General features: G+C 64.1%; 17 protein-coding genes. 10 read left to right on the plus strand and 7 right to left on the minus strand.

Annotated features, from left to right (window positions below):
* Nucleotides 1–32: 32 nt before the first annotated feature.
* Nucleotides 33–800, minus strand: coding sequence for an enoyl-CoA hydratase/isomerase family protein (locus tag SR3_RS17270; RefSeq protein ID WP_068088939.1), 768 nt, complete (start codon nucleotides 798–800; stop codon nucleotides 33–35).
* 279 nt (nucleotides 801–1,079) lie between these two features.
* Between SR3_RS17270 and SR3_RS17275 the strand changes: the two genes are divergently transcribed.
* From SR3_RS17275 to SR3_RS17305, 7 genes are all read left to right on the plus strand, one after another.
* Nucleotides 1,080–2,549, plus strand: a complete 1,470-nt coding sequence (locus tag SR3_RS17275; protein WP_068088940.1) for an aldehyde dehydrogenase — start codon at nucleotides 1,080–1,082, stop codon at nucleotides 2,547–2,549.
* Between the two features lie 30 nt (nucleotides 2,550–2,579).
* Nucleotides 2,580–3,731: an aminoglycoside phosphotransferase family protein gene (locus SR3_RS17280; protein ID WP_068088942.1), complete on the plus strand. Its 1,152-nt coding sequence runs from the start codon at nucleotides 2,580–2,582 to the stop codon at nucleotides 3,729–3,731.
* A gap of 9 nt (nucleotides 3,732–3,740) precedes the next feature.
* Nucleotides 3,741–3,956: a ferredoxin gene (locus SR3_RS17285; RefSeq protein WP_068088945.1), complete on the plus strand. Its 216-nt coding sequence runs from the start codon at nucleotides 3,741–3,743 to the stop codon at nucleotides 3,954–3,956.
* A complete protein-coding gene (locus tag SR3_RS17290; RefSeq protein ID WP_068088948.1) occupies nucleotides 3,953–5,218 on the plus strand; it encodes a cytochrome P450 in 1,266 nt (421 codons plus the stop codon). Before SR3_RS17285 ends, SR3_RS17290 begins: the two co-directional genes overlap by 4 nt.
* A gap of 11 nt (nucleotides 5,219–5,229) precedes the next feature.
* Nucleotides 5,230–6,828 (plus strand): GMC family oxidoreductase, encoded by a 1,599-nt coding sequence (locus SR3_RS17295; protein WP_068088951.1) that lies wholly within the window; start codon nucleotides 5,230–5,232, stop codon nucleotides 6,826–6,828.
* A gap of 158 nt (nucleotides 6,829–6,986) precedes the next feature.
* A complete protein-coding gene (locus SR3_RS17300; protein WP_068088954.1) occupies nucleotides 6,987–7,844 on the plus strand; it encodes a helix-turn-helix transcriptional regulator in 858 nt (285 codons plus the stop codon).
* A 144-nt stretch (nucleotides 7,845–7,988) separates the two neighbouring features.
* Nucleotides 7,989–9,890, plus strand: coding sequence for an outer membrane protein assembly factor BamB family protein (locus SR3_RS17305; protein ID WP_084455668.1), 1,902 nt, complete (start codon nucleotides 7,989–7,991; stop codon nucleotides 9,888–9,890).
* A gap of 72 nt (nucleotides 9,891–9,962) precedes the next feature.
* On the opposite strand, the gene SR3_RS17310 is transcribed toward SR3_RS17305, so the two are convergent.
* The 3 genes from SR3_RS17310 to SR3_RS17320 form a co-directional block, all read right to left on the minus strand.
* Complete coding sequence (locus SR3_RS17310) at nucleotides 9,963–11,207, minus strand: amidohydrolase family protein (protein ID WP_068088960.1); 1,245 nt, start codon at nucleotides 11,205–11,207, stop codon at nucleotides 9,963–9,965.
* Nucleotides 11,208–11,384: 177 nt separating this feature from the next.
* Complete coding sequence (locus tag SR3_RS17315; RefSeq protein WP_068088966.1) at nucleotides 11,385–12,317, minus strand: electron transfer flavoprotein subunit alpha/FixB family protein; 933 nt, start codon at nucleotides 12,315–12,317, stop codon at nucleotides 11,385–11,387.
* Complete coding sequence (locus SR3_RS17320) at nucleotides 12,318–13,064, minus strand: electron transfer flavoprotein subunit beta/FixA family protein (protein ID WP_068088969.1); 747 nt, start codon at nucleotides 13,062–13,064, stop codon at nucleotides 12,318–12,320. It lies immediately after the preceding gene.
* Nucleotides 13,065–13,254: 190 nt separating this feature from the next.
* Here SR3_RS17320 and SR3_RS17325 point away from each other — a divergent pair, with 190 nt between their 5' ends.
* From SR3_RS17325 to SR3_RS17335, 3 genes are read left to right on the plus strand one after another with little or no spacing between them, the layout of a single operon-like run.
* Nucleotides 13,255–14,031, plus strand: a complete 777-nt coding sequence (locus tag SR3_RS17325; protein ID WP_068088971.1) for an SDR family oxidoreductase — start codon at nucleotides 13,255–13,257, stop codon at nucleotides 14,029–14,031.
* A 3-nt stretch (nucleotides 14,032–14,034) separates the two neighbouring features.
* Nucleotides 14,035–15,141, plus strand: a complete 1,107-nt coding sequence (locus tag SR3_RS17330) for a Gfo/Idh/MocA family protein (protein ID WP_068088972.1) — start codon at nucleotides 14,035–14,037, stop codon at nucleotides 15,139–15,141.
* A gap of 17 nt (nucleotides 15,142–15,158) precedes the next feature.
* Nucleotides 15,159–15,479: a DUF4286 family protein gene (locus SR3_RS17335; protein ID WP_068088975.1), complete on the plus strand. Its 321-nt coding sequence runs from the start codon at nucleotides 15,159–15,161 to the stop codon at nucleotides 15,477–15,479.
* A gap of 57 nt (nucleotides 15,480–15,536) precedes the next feature.
* Here SR3_RS17335 and SR3_RS17340 read toward each other — a convergent pair whose 3' ends face one another.
* The 3 genes from SR3_RS17340 to SR3_RS17350 form a co-directional block, all read right to left on the minus strand.
* Nucleotides 15,537–16,682 (minus strand): acyl-CoA dehydrogenase family protein, encoded by a 1,146-nt coding sequence (locus SR3_RS17340; RefSeq protein ID WP_068088978.1) that lies wholly within the window; start codon nucleotides 16,680–16,682, stop codon nucleotides 15,537–15,539.
* 112 nt (nucleotides 16,683–16,794) lie between these two features.
* The gene (locus tag SR3_RS17345) at nucleotides 16,795–18,165 is read right to left on the minus strand and encodes an FAD-binding oxidoreductase (RefSeq protein WP_068088981.1); all 1,371 of its coding nucleotides are present in this window, start codon (nucleotides 18,163–18,165) and stop codon (nucleotides 16,795–16,797) included.
* 6 nt (nucleotides 18,166–18,171) lie between these two features.
* A complete protein-coding gene (locus tag SR3_RS17350; protein ID WP_084455670.1) occupies nucleotides 18,172–18,639 on the minus strand; it encodes a VOC family protein in 468 nt (155 codons plus the stop codon).
* Between the last annotated feature and the right edge of the window lie 38 nt (nucleotides 18,640–18,677).

Below are 18,677 nucleotides of genomic sequence, written 5' to 3' on the forward strand. Positions count from 1 at the left end.
ACACATGAAAAGACATGGGGGGCGATCCTTGCTCAGATGGTGCGTGTTCGTGCCGTGAAGGCCGCTTTGATGGCGTCTGCTTCACTTTGGGCGATCAGGCTGGCGGTGATGCTTTCCTCGATGGCCAGCGCCAATGCCAAAGGCAGCTGCGATCCCTGGCGCACTGCCGCCAGCATACCGCCGATCGCCTCCGGAGACCGCTGCGCCAAACCCTCGGCGCGTTGCAGGGCCATGGCGAGGGCGCCGCCGTCTTCAGCCGCCAGCCAGTTGACCAGGCCGATTGCCAGGCCCTGTGCGGCATCGAGAGGATCGCCCCAGCACAGCAGTTCGAGCGCCCGGCTGGTTCCCAACAGGCGCGTGCTCAGCTGCGTGCCGCCAAAGGAGGGGATGGCGCCCAGATGCACCTCGGGCAGCCCCAGCCGCGCGCCCGGAGCGGCCACGCGAAAGGTGCAGGCCATCGCCAGTTCCAGCCCTCCGCCCAGGGCCCAGCCTTCGATGGCCGCGATCAGCGGCACCGCAAACGCCTGAAGGCGCAGCACCAGCGCATGGACACGCCGAACCCGCTCGAGCCGGTCTGCAAGCTGTTCCTTCAGATCCGCCCCTGCCGAAAAGCATCGCTCGCCACCGGTCAGGATGACGGCGCGCAGGTGGGGATTCGCCGCGATGGTGTCTAGCGCGGCGTCCAGCGCGTCGAGCAAAGGGCCGTTGAGGGCATTGAGCGCATCGGGCCGGTTGAGGCGGATGATCGCGGCCCGGCCATTCAGGGCCGCTTCGACGTGGATCAGGGAGCCAAGTGTCATTTCATCCTCAAGTTGCGGGAAAGTGTCGGATGTCGGAAATGCCAGTGGGCGGGCCCGGATCGCCCGGCGGTTTCGACAAGGTCGCCTTTGGGACAGGCGCCAGTTTGGTGGCTTGGGCAAGGGGCACGCGCGTGGTTCGTAACAAAACTGCCCTTATTCGAAATCCGCAAAGGCTGCGCGCCGCCGATGGAAGGTTTACCTCTTGCCAGGTGAGAGACGCCGGGCACGGCAGCCCCCGAGAGTGGCCAGCCCGATCTGGACTGCGAAAGGTGACATGGGATGACAATTGCGAACGCTGACAAGCTCTACATTGATGGACGCTGGGTGGGGGCTTCCGGCAATTCCGTGTTCCGCGTTGTCACTCCGGCCACCGAGGCCCTGTTCACCGAAGTGGCCGAAGCCCATGAGCCTGACATTGACCGGGCCGTGGCCGCCGCGCGCGTGGCCTTCGACCGGGGAGGCTGGCCGCAGCTGTCGCATGCCAAGCGCGCCGGGTATCTCACCGCTCTGGGCAATGCGCTGACCGCCGAGACACCGGCCATCGCGCGGGCCTGGTCCAAGGAGATGGGCATTGTCCTGCCTGCCGCAGAAGGCGTGGCGGGCTGGGCTGGCCATGTCTATCATTATTACGCGGGTCTGGCCGAAACCTTCCAGTTCGAGGAGGTGAAACCCCTTCAGAGCGGCAATTTTGGCCTGCTCGTGCGCGAGGCGGTGGGCGTGGTGGCCGCGATCATCCCGTGGAACGCGCCGCCCCTGCTGATCGCCTACAAGATCGCGCCGGCTCTGCTGGCCGGTTGCACCGTCATTCTGAAGGCCTCGCCAGAAGCTCCCAGCGCGGCCTATGCCGTGGCCGCCGCCGCCGAGGCAATCGGCCTGCCCGCAGGTGTGCTCAATGTGCTGACAGCGGACCGTGCCGCTTCGGAATTGCTGGTGCGCGACCCTCGCGTGGACAAGGTGACCTTCACCGGATCGAGCCTTGCCGGCAAGCGGATCGCCTCGATCTGTGGCGAGCGCATCGCGCGTTGCACTCTGGAGCTGGGTGGAAAATCGGCGGCACTGGTGCTGGACGATGCCGACATCGACCAGGTGGCGGATGTGATGGCGGGCAATTCGACCCTGATGACCGGCCAGGTTTGCGCGGCTTTGACCAGAGTGGTGGTCAGCCGTTCGCGGCAGGGGGCCTTGCTGGATGCGCTGGCGGGGCGGTTTTCGCGGATCGTGGTAGGCGATCCACTGGAACAGGGCACTCAGATGGGGCCGCTGGCCATGGCGCGACAGCGCGACCGGGTGGAAAGCTATATCGCCGCCGGCAAGGCCGAAGGCGCGATGCTGGTGACGGGCGGCGGCCGCCCGGCTCATCTCGATCGGGGGTACTATGTCGAGCCGACCCTGTTCGGCAATGTCGATAACCGTTCGACGATCGCGCAGGAGGAAATCTTCGGGCCGGTGCTCAGCGTGATCCCCGTCGACAGCGAGGAAGCGGCGGTGGCGATCGCCAATGATTCCAGCTTCGGCCTGTCGGGCGGTGTCTTCACCCATGACGCGGATCGCGCCTATCGGGTCGCGCGCCAGATGCGGACAGGCACTGTTGGTCAGAACGGCCAGGCCGGAGACTTCTTCAACATAGCCTTTGGCGGCTTCAAGCAATCCGGGATCGGCCGCGAAGGCGGGGTCGAGGGGCTGCTGCCCTTCCTTGAGACGAAATCCGTGGTGCTGGCTGCGGCCCCCTCGCATCTGGCGATCAACTGAGATCCGGGCACTGACATTGGGGAGTATGAGATGCAGGACGAAATCACCAGGATCGCGGGCCTCTTCGAGAGCGAGGATCTCAACCGCCCGGTGTACCGCGCCGATGAGGTGCCGCACAGCTATGGCGCGATCACCGATGCATGGCTGACCGACGTTATCTGTCGCGATGTGCCCGGCGCGCATGTGCTGTCTCACAGCTTCGATGAGCGCGATGACGGCTCTTCCAACCGCAGGCGCATTTTCCTGACCTATGATGCGGCGGGCGAGAAGGCGGGGCTTCCGGCCACGGTCTTCTGCAAGGCTGCCGAAACGCTGAACAACCGGCTGGTGCTGGGCTTGTCACGCGCGGCGCAGATCGAGACCGATTTCTACAACAAGGTGCGTGGCCGGCTGGAGATCGAGGCGCCCGAGGGCATTTACGCCCGCTTCGATCCTGAAAACTTTGCCTCGCTGATCATGCTGCGCGATCTGGGGGGCAGCGCCCAATTCTGCGACGATCGCACCGAGATCACCCGCGAACTTGCCGAGCAACAGATCCGCACGCTCGCCGCGCTGCATTCCAGGTTTTACGAAAGCCCCGAACTGGGCAGCGAGACGCTGCCTTTCATTCCTTGGCCGGCCTGGTGGGCGCGGATGATGGCGGCCTCGCCCGATTTCGAGGCCTGCTGCGACAAGGCTTTCGGTGACAGCGAGGATCTCATGCCGGCAAGGCTCTACGCCCGGCGTGCGGAGATCTGGGACGCGACGATGAAATCGGTCGAGGCGCATAAGGCGTTGCCGCAAACGGTGATCCACTGCGATGTCCATCTGAAGAACTGGTACATCGCCAGTAATGGCAGGATGGGTCTGAGTGACTGGCAGATCGCCTCGGTCGGCCATTGGTCGCGCGATCTGATCTACACCCTGACCACCGCCCTGACGATCGAGAACCGCCGGGCCTGGGAGAAGGATCTGGTCGCGCTCTATCTCGATCTGATGGAGCAGGCGGGCGTGCCGCGCGAACCCATCGATCAGGTGTGGCGCAGCCTGCGCCAGCAGCTGATGACGGCGCTGGCCTTCTGGACCATCACGCTGGTCCCGGCCAGCGGCATGCCGGACATGCAGCCGCTGCGCACCACCCGTGAATTCCTGCGCCGCCTGCTGACCGCCATTGACGATCACGCGGCCCTCGACAGCTTTTGAGGTGATGACATGAAGGTAACCATCGATCCCGACCGCTGCGTCGGGCAGGGGATGTGCGTGCTCTATGCGCCCAAGGTTTTCCAGCTGGGTGACGAGGATGGCCGGGCCGAGCTGCTGGTCGCGCAGATCCCGCCCGAGCAGGAAGATGCCGTGATCCAGGCCGAGCGTGCCTGTCCCGAGCAGGCCATCACCATCATCCGCGAGAAGGGGAGTATCGTGCCATGACCGAAGCTGTTGGCACCAAGGCGAATCCGATCGCCTTCGACCATGAATCGCCCCAGCACGCCGAAAACTGGGTGCCCGAATTTGCCGAGATGCGTTCGAAATGCCCGGTTGCCTGGACGGACAAGCATGAAGGCTATTGGGTCGCCACCGGCTATGAGGCCGTTGTCGAGGCGGCGCGCGAACCAAGGCTGTTTTCCAGCCACAAGAATTTTTCACCCGAAACCGCATCAGGCCATGGCGGCATCACCATTCCCTTCACCCCCATTCCGCGCGGCCTGCCGGTCGAATCCGATCCGCCCGAATGGGGAGTGATGCGCGGCTTCATCAATCGCCGCTTCGTGCCCAAGGCCGTCGAAACCTTCCGCGAGGATGCGCGCATGTTCGCCACCGCGCTGCTCAACCGGGTGATCGAGAGCGGCGAGATGGATCTCGTCAATGATTTCACCGGCCCGGTCCCGGCGATGGTGACCATGCAACTGATGGGTCTGCCGCTTTCGGAATGGCGCCAGTTCGCCGATCCGCTTCATGCGATGGTCTTCACCCCCAAGGAGGCGGACAATTACGCCGAGGTGGTCGCGGGCGTGCAATGGGTGTTCCAGCGCTGCGCCGAGGAATACATGCGCTACTGCACCCTGCCCGAGGAAGACAATCTGCTGTCCTATTTTGCGCATAATGAGGCGCGCGGCGGCAACAAGCTGACGCTGGACGAGGTGCTGTCCTTCTCGAACAACATCATCATCGGCGGGGTGGACACCACCACCGCGCTGACCACCCACGGGCTGACCTATCTTCACGACCACCCCGAGGAGAAGAAGCGGCTGATGGACAATCCAGAGCTTCTGCCCTTTGCGCGGGAGGAGTTTCTGCGTTTCTACACGCCGATCCACGGCCTGGCCCGCAATGTTACCGAAGAGACCGAGCTGTGTGGCGCGAAGCTGAACAAGGGTGACCGCATCTATCTTGCCTGGTCTTCGGCCAACCGCGATCCCGGCGTGTTCGAGGATCCCGACACGATCAATTTCGACCGGGAGTCCAACCGTCACGTTGCCTTCGGCTCGGGCATTCACCGCTGCATCGGATCGACCTTCGCCCGCATGATGTTCGAGGAAATGGTAGCGCAGGTCTTCGCGCGGATCCCCGATTTCACCATCGATTACGCCAAGGCCCATCGCTATCCCTCGATCGGCACGATCAATGGCTGGGAATCGATGCCCATCCGCTTTGCGCCGGGGCCCAAAGTGCCCTGTGCGCTCGAACTTTAAGACCGGCGACCATGGACAATCCGGATTACATTATTGTCGGGGCCGGCTCGGCGGGGGCGGCGCTGGCGTATCGCCTCTGCGCCGACGGGCGCAGCCGCGTGCTGCTGCTCGAGGCCGGGCCGAGCCATCGCCATCCGATGGTCTCGATGCCCAAGGGGATTGCCCAGGTGCTGGGCAATCCGAACCGGACCTGGCGCTATCAGACCGAGCCTGGCGATGGCTTCGGGGCGGAGCACTGGATCCGCGGCAAGCTGCTGGGTGGATCGAGTTCGATCAATGGCATGATGTATTTCCGGGCGCAGCAGGCCGATTTCGACGATTGGGTTGCGGCCGGTGCCACGGGCTGGGGCGGCGAGGCCGTGTGGCAAGCCTATGGCGAGATGGAGAACCATGCGCTTGGCGCCGGGAATGGCCGGGGCACCAGCGGGCCGCTCAAGATCACCGTGCCGGAAAGCCGGGACCGGCTGGCCGAGAGTTTTATTGCGGCGGGCGAGCGCATGGGGCTTTGCAGAGTGGCGGACCTTAACAACCCCATGCAGGAGGGGGTGGGCTATGCCCCGCACTCCATCGCTGGCGGGATGCGGATGAGTTCGGCGCGGGCTTTCCTCGATCAGGCGAAATCCCGGCCGAATCTGGAGATCGTCACCGGCTTCGAGGCGGAGCGGGTGCTGTTCGAGGGGCAAAGGGCGGTCGGCGTGACCGGGCTGCGCGGCGGGGCTGAGGCCATATTCCGCACGCAGGGCGAGATCATCCTGTCCGCCGGGGCGCTCAACAGCCCGGCGATCCTGCAACGGTCCGGCGTGGGGGATCCGCAGCGTCTGGCTGCGCTGGGGATCCCGATCGTGGCGCAGAACCGTCACGTGGGGGAGCATCTGCTGGAACATCGCGCCTTGATGCTGAATTATGATCTGGCCGAAAAGCTGGGTGAAAACCACCAATACCGCGGTGGCCGCTTGGTGCTGAACGGACTGCGCTATCTCTTCACCCGGTCTGGGCCGATGGCGGCGCCGCCCTATCCCGTGGCGGGCTTTTTCCGCAGCCGCCCCGGATTGTCGCGCCCCGACGCAGAGATCATTTTCGCGCCCTACGTGGCCCGCATGCTGGAAACCGGGCCGGAAACCGAAACCTCGCCAAGCTTTCAGGTGTTCAGCTTTCCGGCCAGGTCGCGCAGCCAGGGCTCGGTGCGGATCCGGTCGCGCGATATGGCGGTGATGCCTGCCATCCAGCCGAACTATCTGGCCGATCCCTATGATCAGGAGGTCACAATCTCATGCTATCGCTTCACCGTTGAATGGATGCGCCAGCCCGAAATGGCCCGGCTGATCGCCAAAGAGCGTGATCTGGTGACGGACATCGTTTCCGATGAGGATATTTTGCGGGCCTATCGCGAAAAGGGGAGCTCCACCTTCCACAGCTGCGGCACATGCCGCATGGGTGACGGTCCCGATACGGTGCTGGATTCGCGGTTGCGCGTGCGCGGCGTGCAGGGGTTGCGGGTGGCGGATGCTTCGGTGATGCCCACCATGCCCTCCTGCAACATCAACGGGCCGGTGATGGCGGTGGGCTGGCGCGCCGGAGACATCGTTCTGGCCGACAGGGCGGGGCGCTGACGGGCAGGCCGGCTGGCAGATGTATCATGCGCGGGTAAATGCCGGGACAGCAGCAGACTACTCCCGTGGATTTTCACCGCTTTATCGGCGCCGGTGATTTGCTACATAAGGACCCGAGCGAGGCAGCGCCGATATGACTGCCCGCCGGGAGAGATGCTATGCGAACCATCCAATGGGAGGGCCAGCATGAAGGGCTGCTGCTGACCTGCGACTCGCACGCCTGGCGGGCGGGGCAGACATTCTCGCAGCGGGCCAGTGTTTTCAACATCATGCAGGCTGGATTGCGCCGCCCCGTGCGTGCGCGCCTGGCCCAGCCCATCGGGGGTGAGCGGCGGTTGGGGCGAATCGTTCTGACGCCCGCGGATTTCGAGGTCTATGTCGAGACCATCGGGGAAGAGACCGATTTCCCCGTCCGCACCTTCAATCTGGATGCCAAATGGCTGACGCAGATGGTTGCACCCTATATGGACTTCGACTTCGCGCGGGCCGAGGCGCATCCGGTGTTCGATGATCCGGTCATCAGCAGCACGCTCGACCGGATCCATGCCGAGCTGACGACACCCGGCCCAGGCGCCAAGGGGCTGCTCGACACGCTGCTGCGAATGCTGGCCATCGACACTGCCCGCCTGCAGATGGCGCGGTCGCGGCTCGTGCCGCCGGCCGAGGGGGCGCTAACCTCCGAACAGTTCGCCCGCGTTCGCTGCTATATCGAAACCAGCGATTTCAGGGGGCTGACGCCGGCCAGGGTCGCTGAGGATTGCGAGATCAGCCTGCCGCGCCTGCGTGATGCCTTCCGCCGCACCACGGGCACATCCCTGCGCCAGCAGATCGAGCAGGCGCGCATGGCCGCGGCCAAACGCATGCTGCTGGAAACCGGCCAACCCTTGAAGATGATCGCCCATCAGCTCGATTTCGCCCATGCCAGCGCCTTTTGCTACGCCTTCAAGCAGGTGACGGGCCTGACTCCCACCGAATACCGGTTGCGCAATGCCGTGACCTGCGAAGGCGCCTGCTAGCGCCCGGCCTGACGGCTTGCGGCACAAGGCGGATCCCTAAACCACGATTGCGCGGGCGCGTGGCGCACCGGGCCAGAACGCTGGCCCGCTGTCTCGTCGCGCCCGGTGATCATAGCTTTGATCAAGCTACGATGGAGGAAATCGATGCATAGGACAAGATGGCTGGTGACCGGCCTGATCAGCGCCGCCATGGCAATGGCCGGTTTGAACGGGGCGGGATTCGCGTCAGAGCCCGCGCCCTCTGGCGCGCCGGCTCAGGGCTCCGCCCCAATTTGGCCGGGGCAGGCGATTTTCCAGCAGAACTGTGCGGGCTGTCACAATGGCAACAGCCCCAAGGCGCCGCCCGAATATATGCTGCATGGCATGTCGCCCACGATGATCCTGCACACGATCGATGAGGGCGTGATGAAGCCCATGGCGGCGGGGCTGACCGAGCAGCAACGCCGCCAGCTCGTGGAATATCTGACCAAGACCGACCTTTCTACCTACAAGGGCCCGCCGCCGCCCAAGATGTGCGATGCGGCGCATGGCCGGTTCGACCTGACGAGCCCGCCGCCGCGCGTGGGATGGGGCTATGACAACACCCGCTTCGTGCCCGCCGCGATCGGTGGCCTGACCGCGCGGGACCTGCCCCGGCTGAAGCTGAAATGGGCTCTGGCCTTTCCCGATGCCACCCAGGCCCGCTCGCAACCGGTGGTGGCGATGGGGGCGATCTTTGTCGGCAGCCATGATGGCACGGTCTTCGCCCTGGATCTCGCCACGGGCTGCGCGCGCTGGACCGCCAGGGCAGGGGCCGAGGTGCGCGACGCGCCGGTGGTGGAAAGCTGGCCCGATGGCACGATGCCGGCGCATCGCCCGCGCGTGTTCTTTGGTGACATTCGCGGCAATGTCTATGCGTTGGATGCGCAGACGGGCCAGCAACTGTGGAAGGTCCGCCCCGAGGACCACAATGCCGCAACCATCACCGGAACCGTGGCGCAATGGCATGGCACGATCTATGTGCCGATCTCCTCGCTCGAGGTGGGGACGGCAGAAGATCCGCATTACCCGTGCTGCACCTTCCGCGGCTCGGTCGTGGCGCTGGACATGGCCACGGGGCGCAAGCAATGGCAGGCCTACACCGTGCAGCAGGAACCTCGCGTGGTCGGCCAGACCGCCAATGGCACGCAGATCCTGGCGCCCAGCGGCGCACCGGTGTGGGGCTCGCCGACGGTGGATGACAAGCGCGGCGCGCTCTATTTCGGCTCCGGCGAGAATTACGCCTCCCCCGCAGACGACAACTCCGATGCGGTGATCGCGGTGGATCTGGTGACGGGGGAGCGGCGCTGGTCCTATCAACTGAGCAAGCATGATGCCTGGAACAACAGCTGCATGTATCAAGGCCACCCCAATTGCCCCGCCGAGCGCGGGCTGGATCAGGATCTGGCTTCCTCGCCGATGCTGGTCGATGTTGGCCAGGGCCGGCAGGTCTTGCTAGCCGGCGCCAAATCGGGGATGCTGACGGCCCTCGACCCGGATCGCAAAGGGGCGTTCCTGTGGGATCTGCGGGTCGGCCGGGGCAGCCTGCAGGGCGGCATTCACTTTGGCATGTCGGCGCAGGGCACCTCGATTTATGTGCCGATCTATGATTCGAAGACCACGCCGCAAGCGGGCACCTACACCGATGCAGGGTATCCCGGCATGCATATGGTGGATGCGGCGACGGGCAAGCTTGTCTGGCGCGGTGCATTCTTCAATGGCTGCGGCCAACGCATGCCCTGTGAGGCCGGGATTTCCGCCGCGACAACCGCCATTCCCGGTGCGGTGCTGTCTGGCGCGATCGATGGCTGGCTGCGGGCCTATGACCGGCAGACCGGCAAGGTGATCTGGGAGACCAACACCGCCGGTGATTTTCCCGCTGTGAATGGTGCGATGGCCCATGGCGGATCGATGAGCGGGCCGGGGCCTGCTGTCTATCAGGGCCATCTGATCACCAATTCCGGCTATGGCTTTGCCTTCAAGCTGCCGGGCAATGCCTTGCTGGTCTATTCGCTCGACGGCAAATAAGCGGAACAAGAAAGGGTTCAGTCCGCCGAGGCCGACTGAACCCTTCTGGTCGGGCAGGATGCGCCCGCCGTTTCAGCGATAGGTCTGGGGAATCTCAAACTTGAAGGCGCGGGCCGCGTTCAGGCCCAGGATCTTAGCCCTGGTTTCCTCACGCAGGCCGCTGCCCAGCGTGCGATACAGCGATGGCGCGGAATGAGGCCAGCTGCCTTCATGATGGGGATAATCATTGGCCCACATCAGATTGTTTTCCAGCCCGAATTCCTCAACCAGCGCGATGGCGGCATGGTCCTCCCCGAAAGAGGCGTAGCAATTGGCGCGGTAATAGTCGCTGGGCAGGTTCTTCAGCTTGGGCCTGACCCAGAAGTGGTGTTTGAGATAGGCTTCGTCCATCTTCTGCATCATCCAGGGCACCCACCCGGCATCGGCCTCGATCGTGGCTGCCCGCAGCTTGGGAAACCGCTCGAACACCCCCGAGGCGCACATGTTCACAATCGGTTCGATGGTGGGGGAGAGCGAATGGCACACGTAATTGATGATCGCGCCTCCGTTGCCGCGCGCGGCGCGCGGATCGCGGCCGGTCGAAACATGATAGGTGATCGCCAGATCATGGTCCTGGATGGCGGCCCACATCGGATCGAAGACGGGCAGATTGTAGTTGATATCGCTGACATTATGCGCGCCGAAGACGGGTTTGCTGGGCAGCGTCAGAACGCGGTATCCCAGCTTGGCGACACGCTCGATTTCCGCGACGGCCATGTCGATATCGGCGGTGCACAGCGCGGCGGTGGGGTTGCAACGATGGAGGTAGGGCTTGCAGACCTCCATCGCCCAGTCATTCCAGACCTGCGCCTGGGCGTTGACCATCTCATTGTTGTTGGTGGACCACATCAGCAGCGCGGCGCCATTGGGGAAGATCACCTCCGCATCCACCCCGTCCATGTCCTGATCGGCGATCCGCTGGAGGCCGGTGATCACCGTGCCATCCTGATCCTTGGCATTGAGGTCGGCGCCCGATTGCGAGCGCAGTAGATCCTCGCCCTCGAACATGAAATCGATCAGCCTTTCGGGGCGCGCGCCGGGCATGACGATATAGCGCTCGCCATCCTCGCCCTTCTCGATGCGGGGCAGCATGGGGTGGAATTTCTTGTCGAGGCGTTCGTGAAACAGCTTCACCGGCGGCGAGAGATGCGTATCAACCGAGACCATGAAATGCTTGTTGGGGCCTGGACGCACATCCTTGGCCCAGCCCTCGACGCTGGGGGCGTCAAGACGCCACGCATTTTCCTTGTTGACGACGACATCGGCTGTGGTGGCCATGGCGATTCTCCCATCGTGGTGTTGTCGTTGATATTCCGCTTTGGCGCCGCAACCCCAAGCGCGAAAAATTTGGCGGGTGTTGAAGGGATTTGAAAGCTCGCCGGGCACAGGCCTTGCCGCAAGGCGGCAGGCTGTGCCCGGCTGAGATGCGCTTTTGCGCCTTGTCCCAATGGATTGTCAGACCTTCGCCGCCAGCTCCGGCACGGCGGTGAACAGATCGGCCACCAGGCCAATGTCGGCAATCTGGAAGATTGGCGCGTCCTCATCCTTGTTGATGGCGATGATGGTCTTGGAATCCTTCATCCCCGCCAGATGCTGGATCGCGCCCGAGATGCCGATGGCAATATAGACCTGCGGTGCGACAATCTTGCCGGTCTGCCCAACCTGATAATCATTGGGCACATAGCCGGCATCCACTGCGGCCCGGCTGGCGCCGATGGCGGCGCCCAGCCTGTCCGCCAGGGGTGTGATCGTGGCGGCGAAGGTTTCGGCATCCTTGAGGGCGCGGCCCCCCGATACCACGATCTTGGCGCTCGTCAGTTCGGGGCGTTCGTTTTTGGCGATGTCCGCGCCTTGATAGCTCGACAGGCCTGCATCGCCGGGTCCGGCCACACTTTCGACCGGCGCCTCGCCGCCTGTCGGATCGGCCTTGGCAAAGGCGGTGCCGCGCACGGTGATCACCAGCCTGGCATCGCTGCTTTCCACCGTGGCAATGGCGTTGCCCGCATAGATCGGCCGGGTGAAGGTCTTGGGCCCTTCCACACTGAGGATCTCGGAGATCTGGGCCACATCCATCAGCGCGGCCACGCGCGGCGCGATGTTCTTGCCCGTGGTCGTTGCCGGGGCGAGGAAGGCATCGTGATCGGCGAGCAGCCCGGCGATCAGCGGCGCGATGTTTTCCGGCAGTCCGTGGGCATAGGCGGCGCCTTCGGCCTTCAAAACCCTGGCCACCCCCGTGATCCTGGCCGCTTCATCGGCCACCCCATCAATGTTGTGGCCCGCCACCAGAGCATGAACCTCGCCAAGCTGCGCCGCGGCGGTCACCGCGGAAAGGGTGGCATCCTTGATGCTGGCGCCGTCATGCTCTACCCAAACCAATGTTCTGGTCATTTACGCTACTCCCAGTTCGGCAAGCTTGGCGACAAGCGCATCGACATCGGCCACCTTGACCCCTCCGCTGCGCATCGGCGGCTCGCTGACCTTGAGGGTCTTGAGGCGCGGCGTGGTGTCCACGCCATAATCCGCTGGCGATTTGGTGGTGAGCGGCTTCGATTTGGCCTTCATGATGCTGGGCAGGCTGGCATAGCGCGGTTCGTTGAGGCGCAAATCCGCCGTGATCACGGCAGGCAGGGCCAGCTTGACCGTTTCCAGCCCACCATCGATCTCGCGCGTGACCGTCACCGCTTCGCCCTCCACGCTGATGGCATTGGCAAAGGTGCCCTGGCCGCAGCCCAGCAGCGCGGCAATCATCTGACCGGTCTGGTTGCTGTCGTCATCGATGGCTTGCTTGCCGGTGATGATCAGGCCGGGCGTCTCTTCATCCGCCACCGCCTTGACGATCTTGGCTACCGCCAGCGGTTCGGCCTGATCTTCGGTGGCCACCAGAATGGCGCGGTCGGCGCCCATGGCCAGCGCGGAGCGCAGCGTTTCCTGCGATTTGGCCGGGCCGATCGAGATCACCACGATCTCGCTGGCCAGGCCTTTTTCCTTGAGCCGGATCGCCTCTTCGACGGCGATCTCGTCGAAAGGGTTCATGCTCATCTTGACGTTTGCAAGGTCGACGCCCGTGCCGTCCGCTTTCACGCGGGGCTTCACATTGTAGTCGATCACCCGCTTGACGGGCACCAGGATCTTCATCTCGGACTCCAGAACTGTTGCAAGGCAGAAGAATAGCATTGTTGTGAGCCGGGCTTTTGCCTGCGCCGGTGACACGGCTTGCTTGCAGCTGTGTTGACCATGGGGCGCCTGTTTTTCCAGTGGCCCTGGGCCTCTTGCCGCCCCACTTTGGCCCCTGCGGCGTGACCGCGACAGACCGCAGGAGACGGGCGTGGGCAGGCTGGAAGGAAAGATCGCTTTCATTTCGGGCGGAGCATCGGGACTGGGCGAGGCCATGGTCCGCCGCTTTATCGAGGAAGGCGCCACCGTCGCATTCGGGGATGTGGACAGCGCGCGCGGCGCGCAGCTGGCCGATGAAACCGGTGCCCGCTTCCTGCCGCTCGATGTCAGCCAGGAAGAGCAATGGGGCGTGGCCATCGGTTCGGTCGAGGCCGCCCATGGCAGGCTCGATGTGGTGGTCAACAATGCCGGCATTCTGGGGACCGGACCGTTGGAAACCATCGATCTGGAGCGCTGGAACCGGCTGTTTGCGATCAATTGCACCGGGGTGATGCTGGGCTGCAAGCATGGCGGGCTGGCGATGCAGCGCAATCCGGGCGGGGCGCGCGGCTCGATCATCAACATCTCGTCCAATGCGGCCATTCTGGCGACGGCTGCGGATTGCGGCTATTCGGCCACCAAGGGCGCTGTGATGCAGATGACCAAATCCATCGCCGTCAATTTCGCCCGGCGGGGGCTGGCGATCCGCTGCAATTCGATCCACCCGGGCCCCACCGATACGCCGATTTTCACGCCCTGGCGCGCCACGGACGAAGCCAATGCGGCCCTCGACAAGGCCCTGCTGGAGATGGTCCCGATGGGCCGGCTGGGGAAACCGCGCGAGATTGCCAATATGGCGCTCTATCTTGCGAGCGACGAGTCGAGCTTCTCGACCGGTTCGCAATTCGTGGTCGATGGCGGCGGCACATCGGCACTGGCAGGGATGTGAGACATGACGGAAAAGACAATTGGTGTTGGCCTGATCGGCTATGAAGCCGGGCGCAGCTGGGCGGCGCTGGCCCATGTGCCCGCTTTGCGCGGCCTGCCCGAGTATGACATCGTGGGTGTGGCCACCACGCGTCAGGAGTCTGCTCTGGCGGCAGCGGCGGACATTGGCCTTCCGGCTGAACGCGGCTTTGCTTCGGCGACGGCGCTGGCGGCCTGCCCGCAGGTCGATGTCGTTGCCGTGACGGTGAAAGTGCCGCACCACCTTGAGCTGGTGCGGGCCGCGACGCTGGCGGGCAAGCATGTCTATTGCGAATGGCCGCTGGGCAATGGCTTGGCCGAGGCCGAGACCATGGTGGACCTGGTGAAGCAGGCCGGGGTGCGCGGCGTGGTCGGGCTGCAGGCGCGCTGCGCGCCGCCGATTGCCTATCTGCGCGATCTGGTCCTTGCCGGGGAGATCGGCGAGGTCTTGTCGACGACCATGTTTGGCACCGGCCTTCAATGGGGTGATTGGGTCGATCCGCCCAACACCTATCTGCTGGATGGACGCCATGGCGCCACCTTGATGACCATCCCTTTCGGCCATGCCATCGACGCCCTGTGCTTTTGCCTGGGCGAGTTTTCCGCCCTTTCGGCCCAGACGGCGATCCGCTTGCCCAAAGTACGCCGGACCGATACGGGCGAAATGCTCGACAAGCATGTGCCCGATCAGATCGCCGTCACCGGCACGCTGGAAAGCGGCGCGGTGGCTGCGGTGCATTACCGGGGCGGCACGGCGCGCGGGCGTAATTTCGTCTGGGAAATCCATGGCACCAGGGGCGAGCTGCGGCTTGAGGCCGAGGGAGGCCATGCCCAGATTTTCGCGCTGACGCTCAGCGCCGGTTTTGGATCGGACAAGCAGCTGCGGCGTCTCGAAATCCCCGCGCAATACCGCTGGGTGCCGCCCGGGATCGACGGCCCCGCGCTGAATGTCGCCCAGCTTTACCGGCGGCTGTCGGAGGATCTGCGCAGCGGCAGCGCCACGGCGACAGACTTCCCCGCCGCCGTGGCCCGGCACAGGCTGCTGGCCAGCATCGAGCAGGCGGCGCTGAGCGGGCCATCCCTTTCCCTCTGACAGCAGGAAGCACGACAATGGCACAACACAAATTGCTGGTTCTGGCCAATCCGGTCGATGGCCGGGATGATGATTTCAACCACTGGTACGATACGGTGCATCTGCCCGATGTGCTCAAGGTGCCAGGGGTGACGGGCGCCGAGCGTTTCCGCCTGAGCGAGGGCGGCCAATGGCGCTATCTGGCGATCTATGAGCTGGAATGCGAGGATCCGGCAGCCGTCTCGGCGGAGCTGATGTCCCGCGCCGGCACGCCGCTGATGACGATGACCGATGCCTTTGACCTGTCGACCTTCTTTATGGCCACGGCCTCCACGATCACGCCGTTCTGTCCGGCCTAAAACGGAAAAACCCCGCGCGAAGACGGGTTCGCGCGGGGTTCTCCATGACGGAAGGGGTCAATAGGCCTTGGGCAGGCCCAGCACCTTTTCGGCGATGAAGCTGAGGACGATCTGGTTGTTGACCGGCGCTACGGTGTTGTTCTGGGCCGCGATGTAGAAGGGCAGGATATCCTGCGACACATCGACGCCCGCCCCGCCAAAGGTGGTCATGGCGATTTCCGCCGCCATCTTGAAAGCCTCGGAGGAGAGGATTTTGACCATATTGGCCTCCACCCCTACATTCTCGCCGCGATCATGCTTTTTGGCGGCGAGATACATCATGGTGCGCGCCGCCTCCACATAGGTCTTGGCCCGTGCCAGCGGATGCTGGATGGCCTGATAGGCGCCGATCGGCGTGTCGAAAGGCGCGCGCACCTTGGCATATTCCACTGCGCGGTTGATGCAGTAATCGGCCTGACCCACATTCATCGCCGCCACCAGCAGGCGTTCGGGATTGAGGCTGTCGAACAGGATTTTCAGCCCCTTGCCCTCTTCGCCCACCAGTGCGTCCGCAGGCATGACCACATTGTCGAAATAGGTCTGATAGTTCTTTTCGGGCAGATACATGCCGATGTCCATCGGCGTCGCCGAAATGCCGGGCAGCTTGGTATCGAGGATGAAAAGCGAGAGCCCCTTGGTGCGGTTGGCCGGATCATAGGGCTCGGTGCGCGCGACCAGCAGGCAATTGGCGGATTCGACAAAGGCCGTCTGATAGGTCTTCTGGCCGTTCAGCAGGAAGGTGCCGTCGCTCTGGCGGATGGCGGTGGTCTTGATCTTGAAGGTGTTGGTGCCGGCATCCGGCTCGGTGATGCCGAAACTGAAAAAGGCCTCGCCGGTGGCCGTGGGCGGCAGATAGCGGCGCTTCTGCTCTTCGCTGGCATGGCGCAGCAGCGGTTCGCGGGACATGAAGTTGGGCACGGAGACAGGCAGCAGCAGCGCATGCTGGTGCAAAATATCCAGCGCGAGCACCAGATCCGAGAGATGGCCGCCCGAACCGCCATATTCCTCGGGAAGACCGATCGACAGCAGGCCGCTTTCGGCCCAGATGTCCCAAAGCTTCTGCGGCATTTCATTGCGCTTGCCACATTCGGCGACATAGGAGCGGTCAATCCTGCGAATGATGCTGTCGCAGATTTCACGGATCGCGTCGGCGTTTTCACTCATTGCAGTTGTCATCCTCAGATCTGTTCTTTGTGTGAGGCTGGGTATCGCATGGAAGCTTCTGGCGCGGCCAGCATTGCAGGCTGGCGGACAAGAAAGCTTGCAGCCAGAGACTTCAGAACAGCACGCTGCGGTTGAGCAGGCGATCAGGATCGAGCGCATCGCGCAGGCGCCGCATGGTTGCCAATGCGGTGGGGGTGACATGCTGGGGCAAAAAGTCGCGCTTGGTCATGCCGATGCCGTGCTCGGCGGTCAGCGCGCCGCCAAACCGGGCGACCAGACCATAGACGCATGCCTCGATCTGGGTGGCGCGGGTGAGGGTGTCAGGGCCGATGTGTACGCCGATATGGATGTTGCTGTCGGCGAGATGGCCGAAGCTTACCATCCGACAAGTGCCGAAGCGTTCCTTCAATGCGGCCCTTGTGGCTTCCACAAAATCGTCAGCGCGCCGGATATCGACGCTGATGTCGAAGGAGAGGAACGGGCTCATATGCCGCACCAGCACTTCTGACCCTTCGCGCACGCGCCAGAGATCCGCGATCTGCTTTCCCGAGGAGGCCATCACCGCATCAAGGATCAGCCCCGCCTCATGGGCTTGGGCCAGACAATTTTCGAAAGCTTTGCTGTCGGCGGCTTCATCCTGGCCCATTGTCTCGATCAGCACGGTGAAGGGCGCATCGGGGGCCAGGGGCCTGCGGGTCGGGTCATGGCCAGAGACAAAGCCATAGTAATCCTGCCACATGACCTCGAAGGCGGAGAGGTGCTGCATCTGGCGCGCGCGGCCCAGCAGCGCAAGAACATCATCATAGGATCGGAGCGAAACCAGCGCGAGATTCTGCGAAGAGGGGGCAGGCACCAGCCGCAGCACGGCCTGCGCCACGATGCCCAGCGTGCCTTCCGACCCGATGAACATCTGCTTGAGATCATAGCCGGTGTTGTTCTTCAGGAAGGTGTTCAGCGCCGAAACCACGGTGCCGTCGGCCAGCACGGCTTCCAGCCCCAGCACATTGTGCCGCGTCATCCCCCAGCGGATCACGCGGTTGCCGCCAGCATTGGTGGAGATGGTGCCCCCCACCGTGGCACTGCCCTTCGAGCCCAGATCGATGGGATAGAGCAGGCCGTGCTCCGCTGCCGCCGCCTGCACGGCAGCAATGGTGGCGCCGGCTTCGACGGTGAGCGTGCCGCCCACCGGATCGACCGCGATCACCCTGGCCATGCGCTCAAGCGAGATGACGAGCTCATCCGCGCCGGCCAGCGCGCCGCCTGCCACCCCCGTGCGCCCGCCATGCATCACCAGCGGCTGGCCAGCGGCATGGCACAGCGCCACGATCCGCGAGAGTTCCTCGGTCGAGGCAGGGCGCAGAATCGCCGCCGAAGCGGGCGGAACATGGTCGAAAGGATCGCAACTGCGCGATGCGACATCCACACCACTCAGGATGCCGCGCGGGCCAACAATGGCTTCCAGCTGGACCAGCAGCGCCGACATGGCCGGTTACCCAGCCGTCGAGGCACGGTTGATCTGGATCAGCTCGATGGCATAGCCGTCAGGATCGCGCACGAAGGCCAGCTCCGGCGCTCCGGGCATCATCGCCTTGGGCGGTGAGCCCTGCTGGCCGCCATAGGCTGGCAACCTTGCCCACATCGCCGCAACATCCGGGACGCCGATGGCGACATGGCCGTAACCCGAACCATGGGTATAGTCTTCATCCCTGTCCCAGTTCCAGGTCAGTTCCAGCGCGGCAGGCCCGTCGCGGTAGCCGGCATAAGACAGGAACAGGATCGAGAAGCGCCCCGCCGCAATATCGTAACGGTCGAGCACACGCATGCCCAAACCATCGCAATAGAAGCGCAAGGCGGCATCCACATCGCGGATCCGCAGCATGCTGTGCAGCAGACGGGGTTGATCGGCATCTTCGCCCCACACCCATAGGGGGTCGATTGCGCTGGTTGCGGGCATCATGGCTCCATCCTCTTGCGGTCAGGCCAGCATAGGCATTG

This window comes from Novosphingobium rosa NBRC 15208, assembly GCF_001598555.1.
In the GTDB taxonomy this organism is placed as follows: domain Bacteria; phylum Pseudomonadota; class Alphaproteobacteria; order Sphingomonadales; family Sphingomonadaceae; genus Novosphingobium; species Novosphingobium rosa.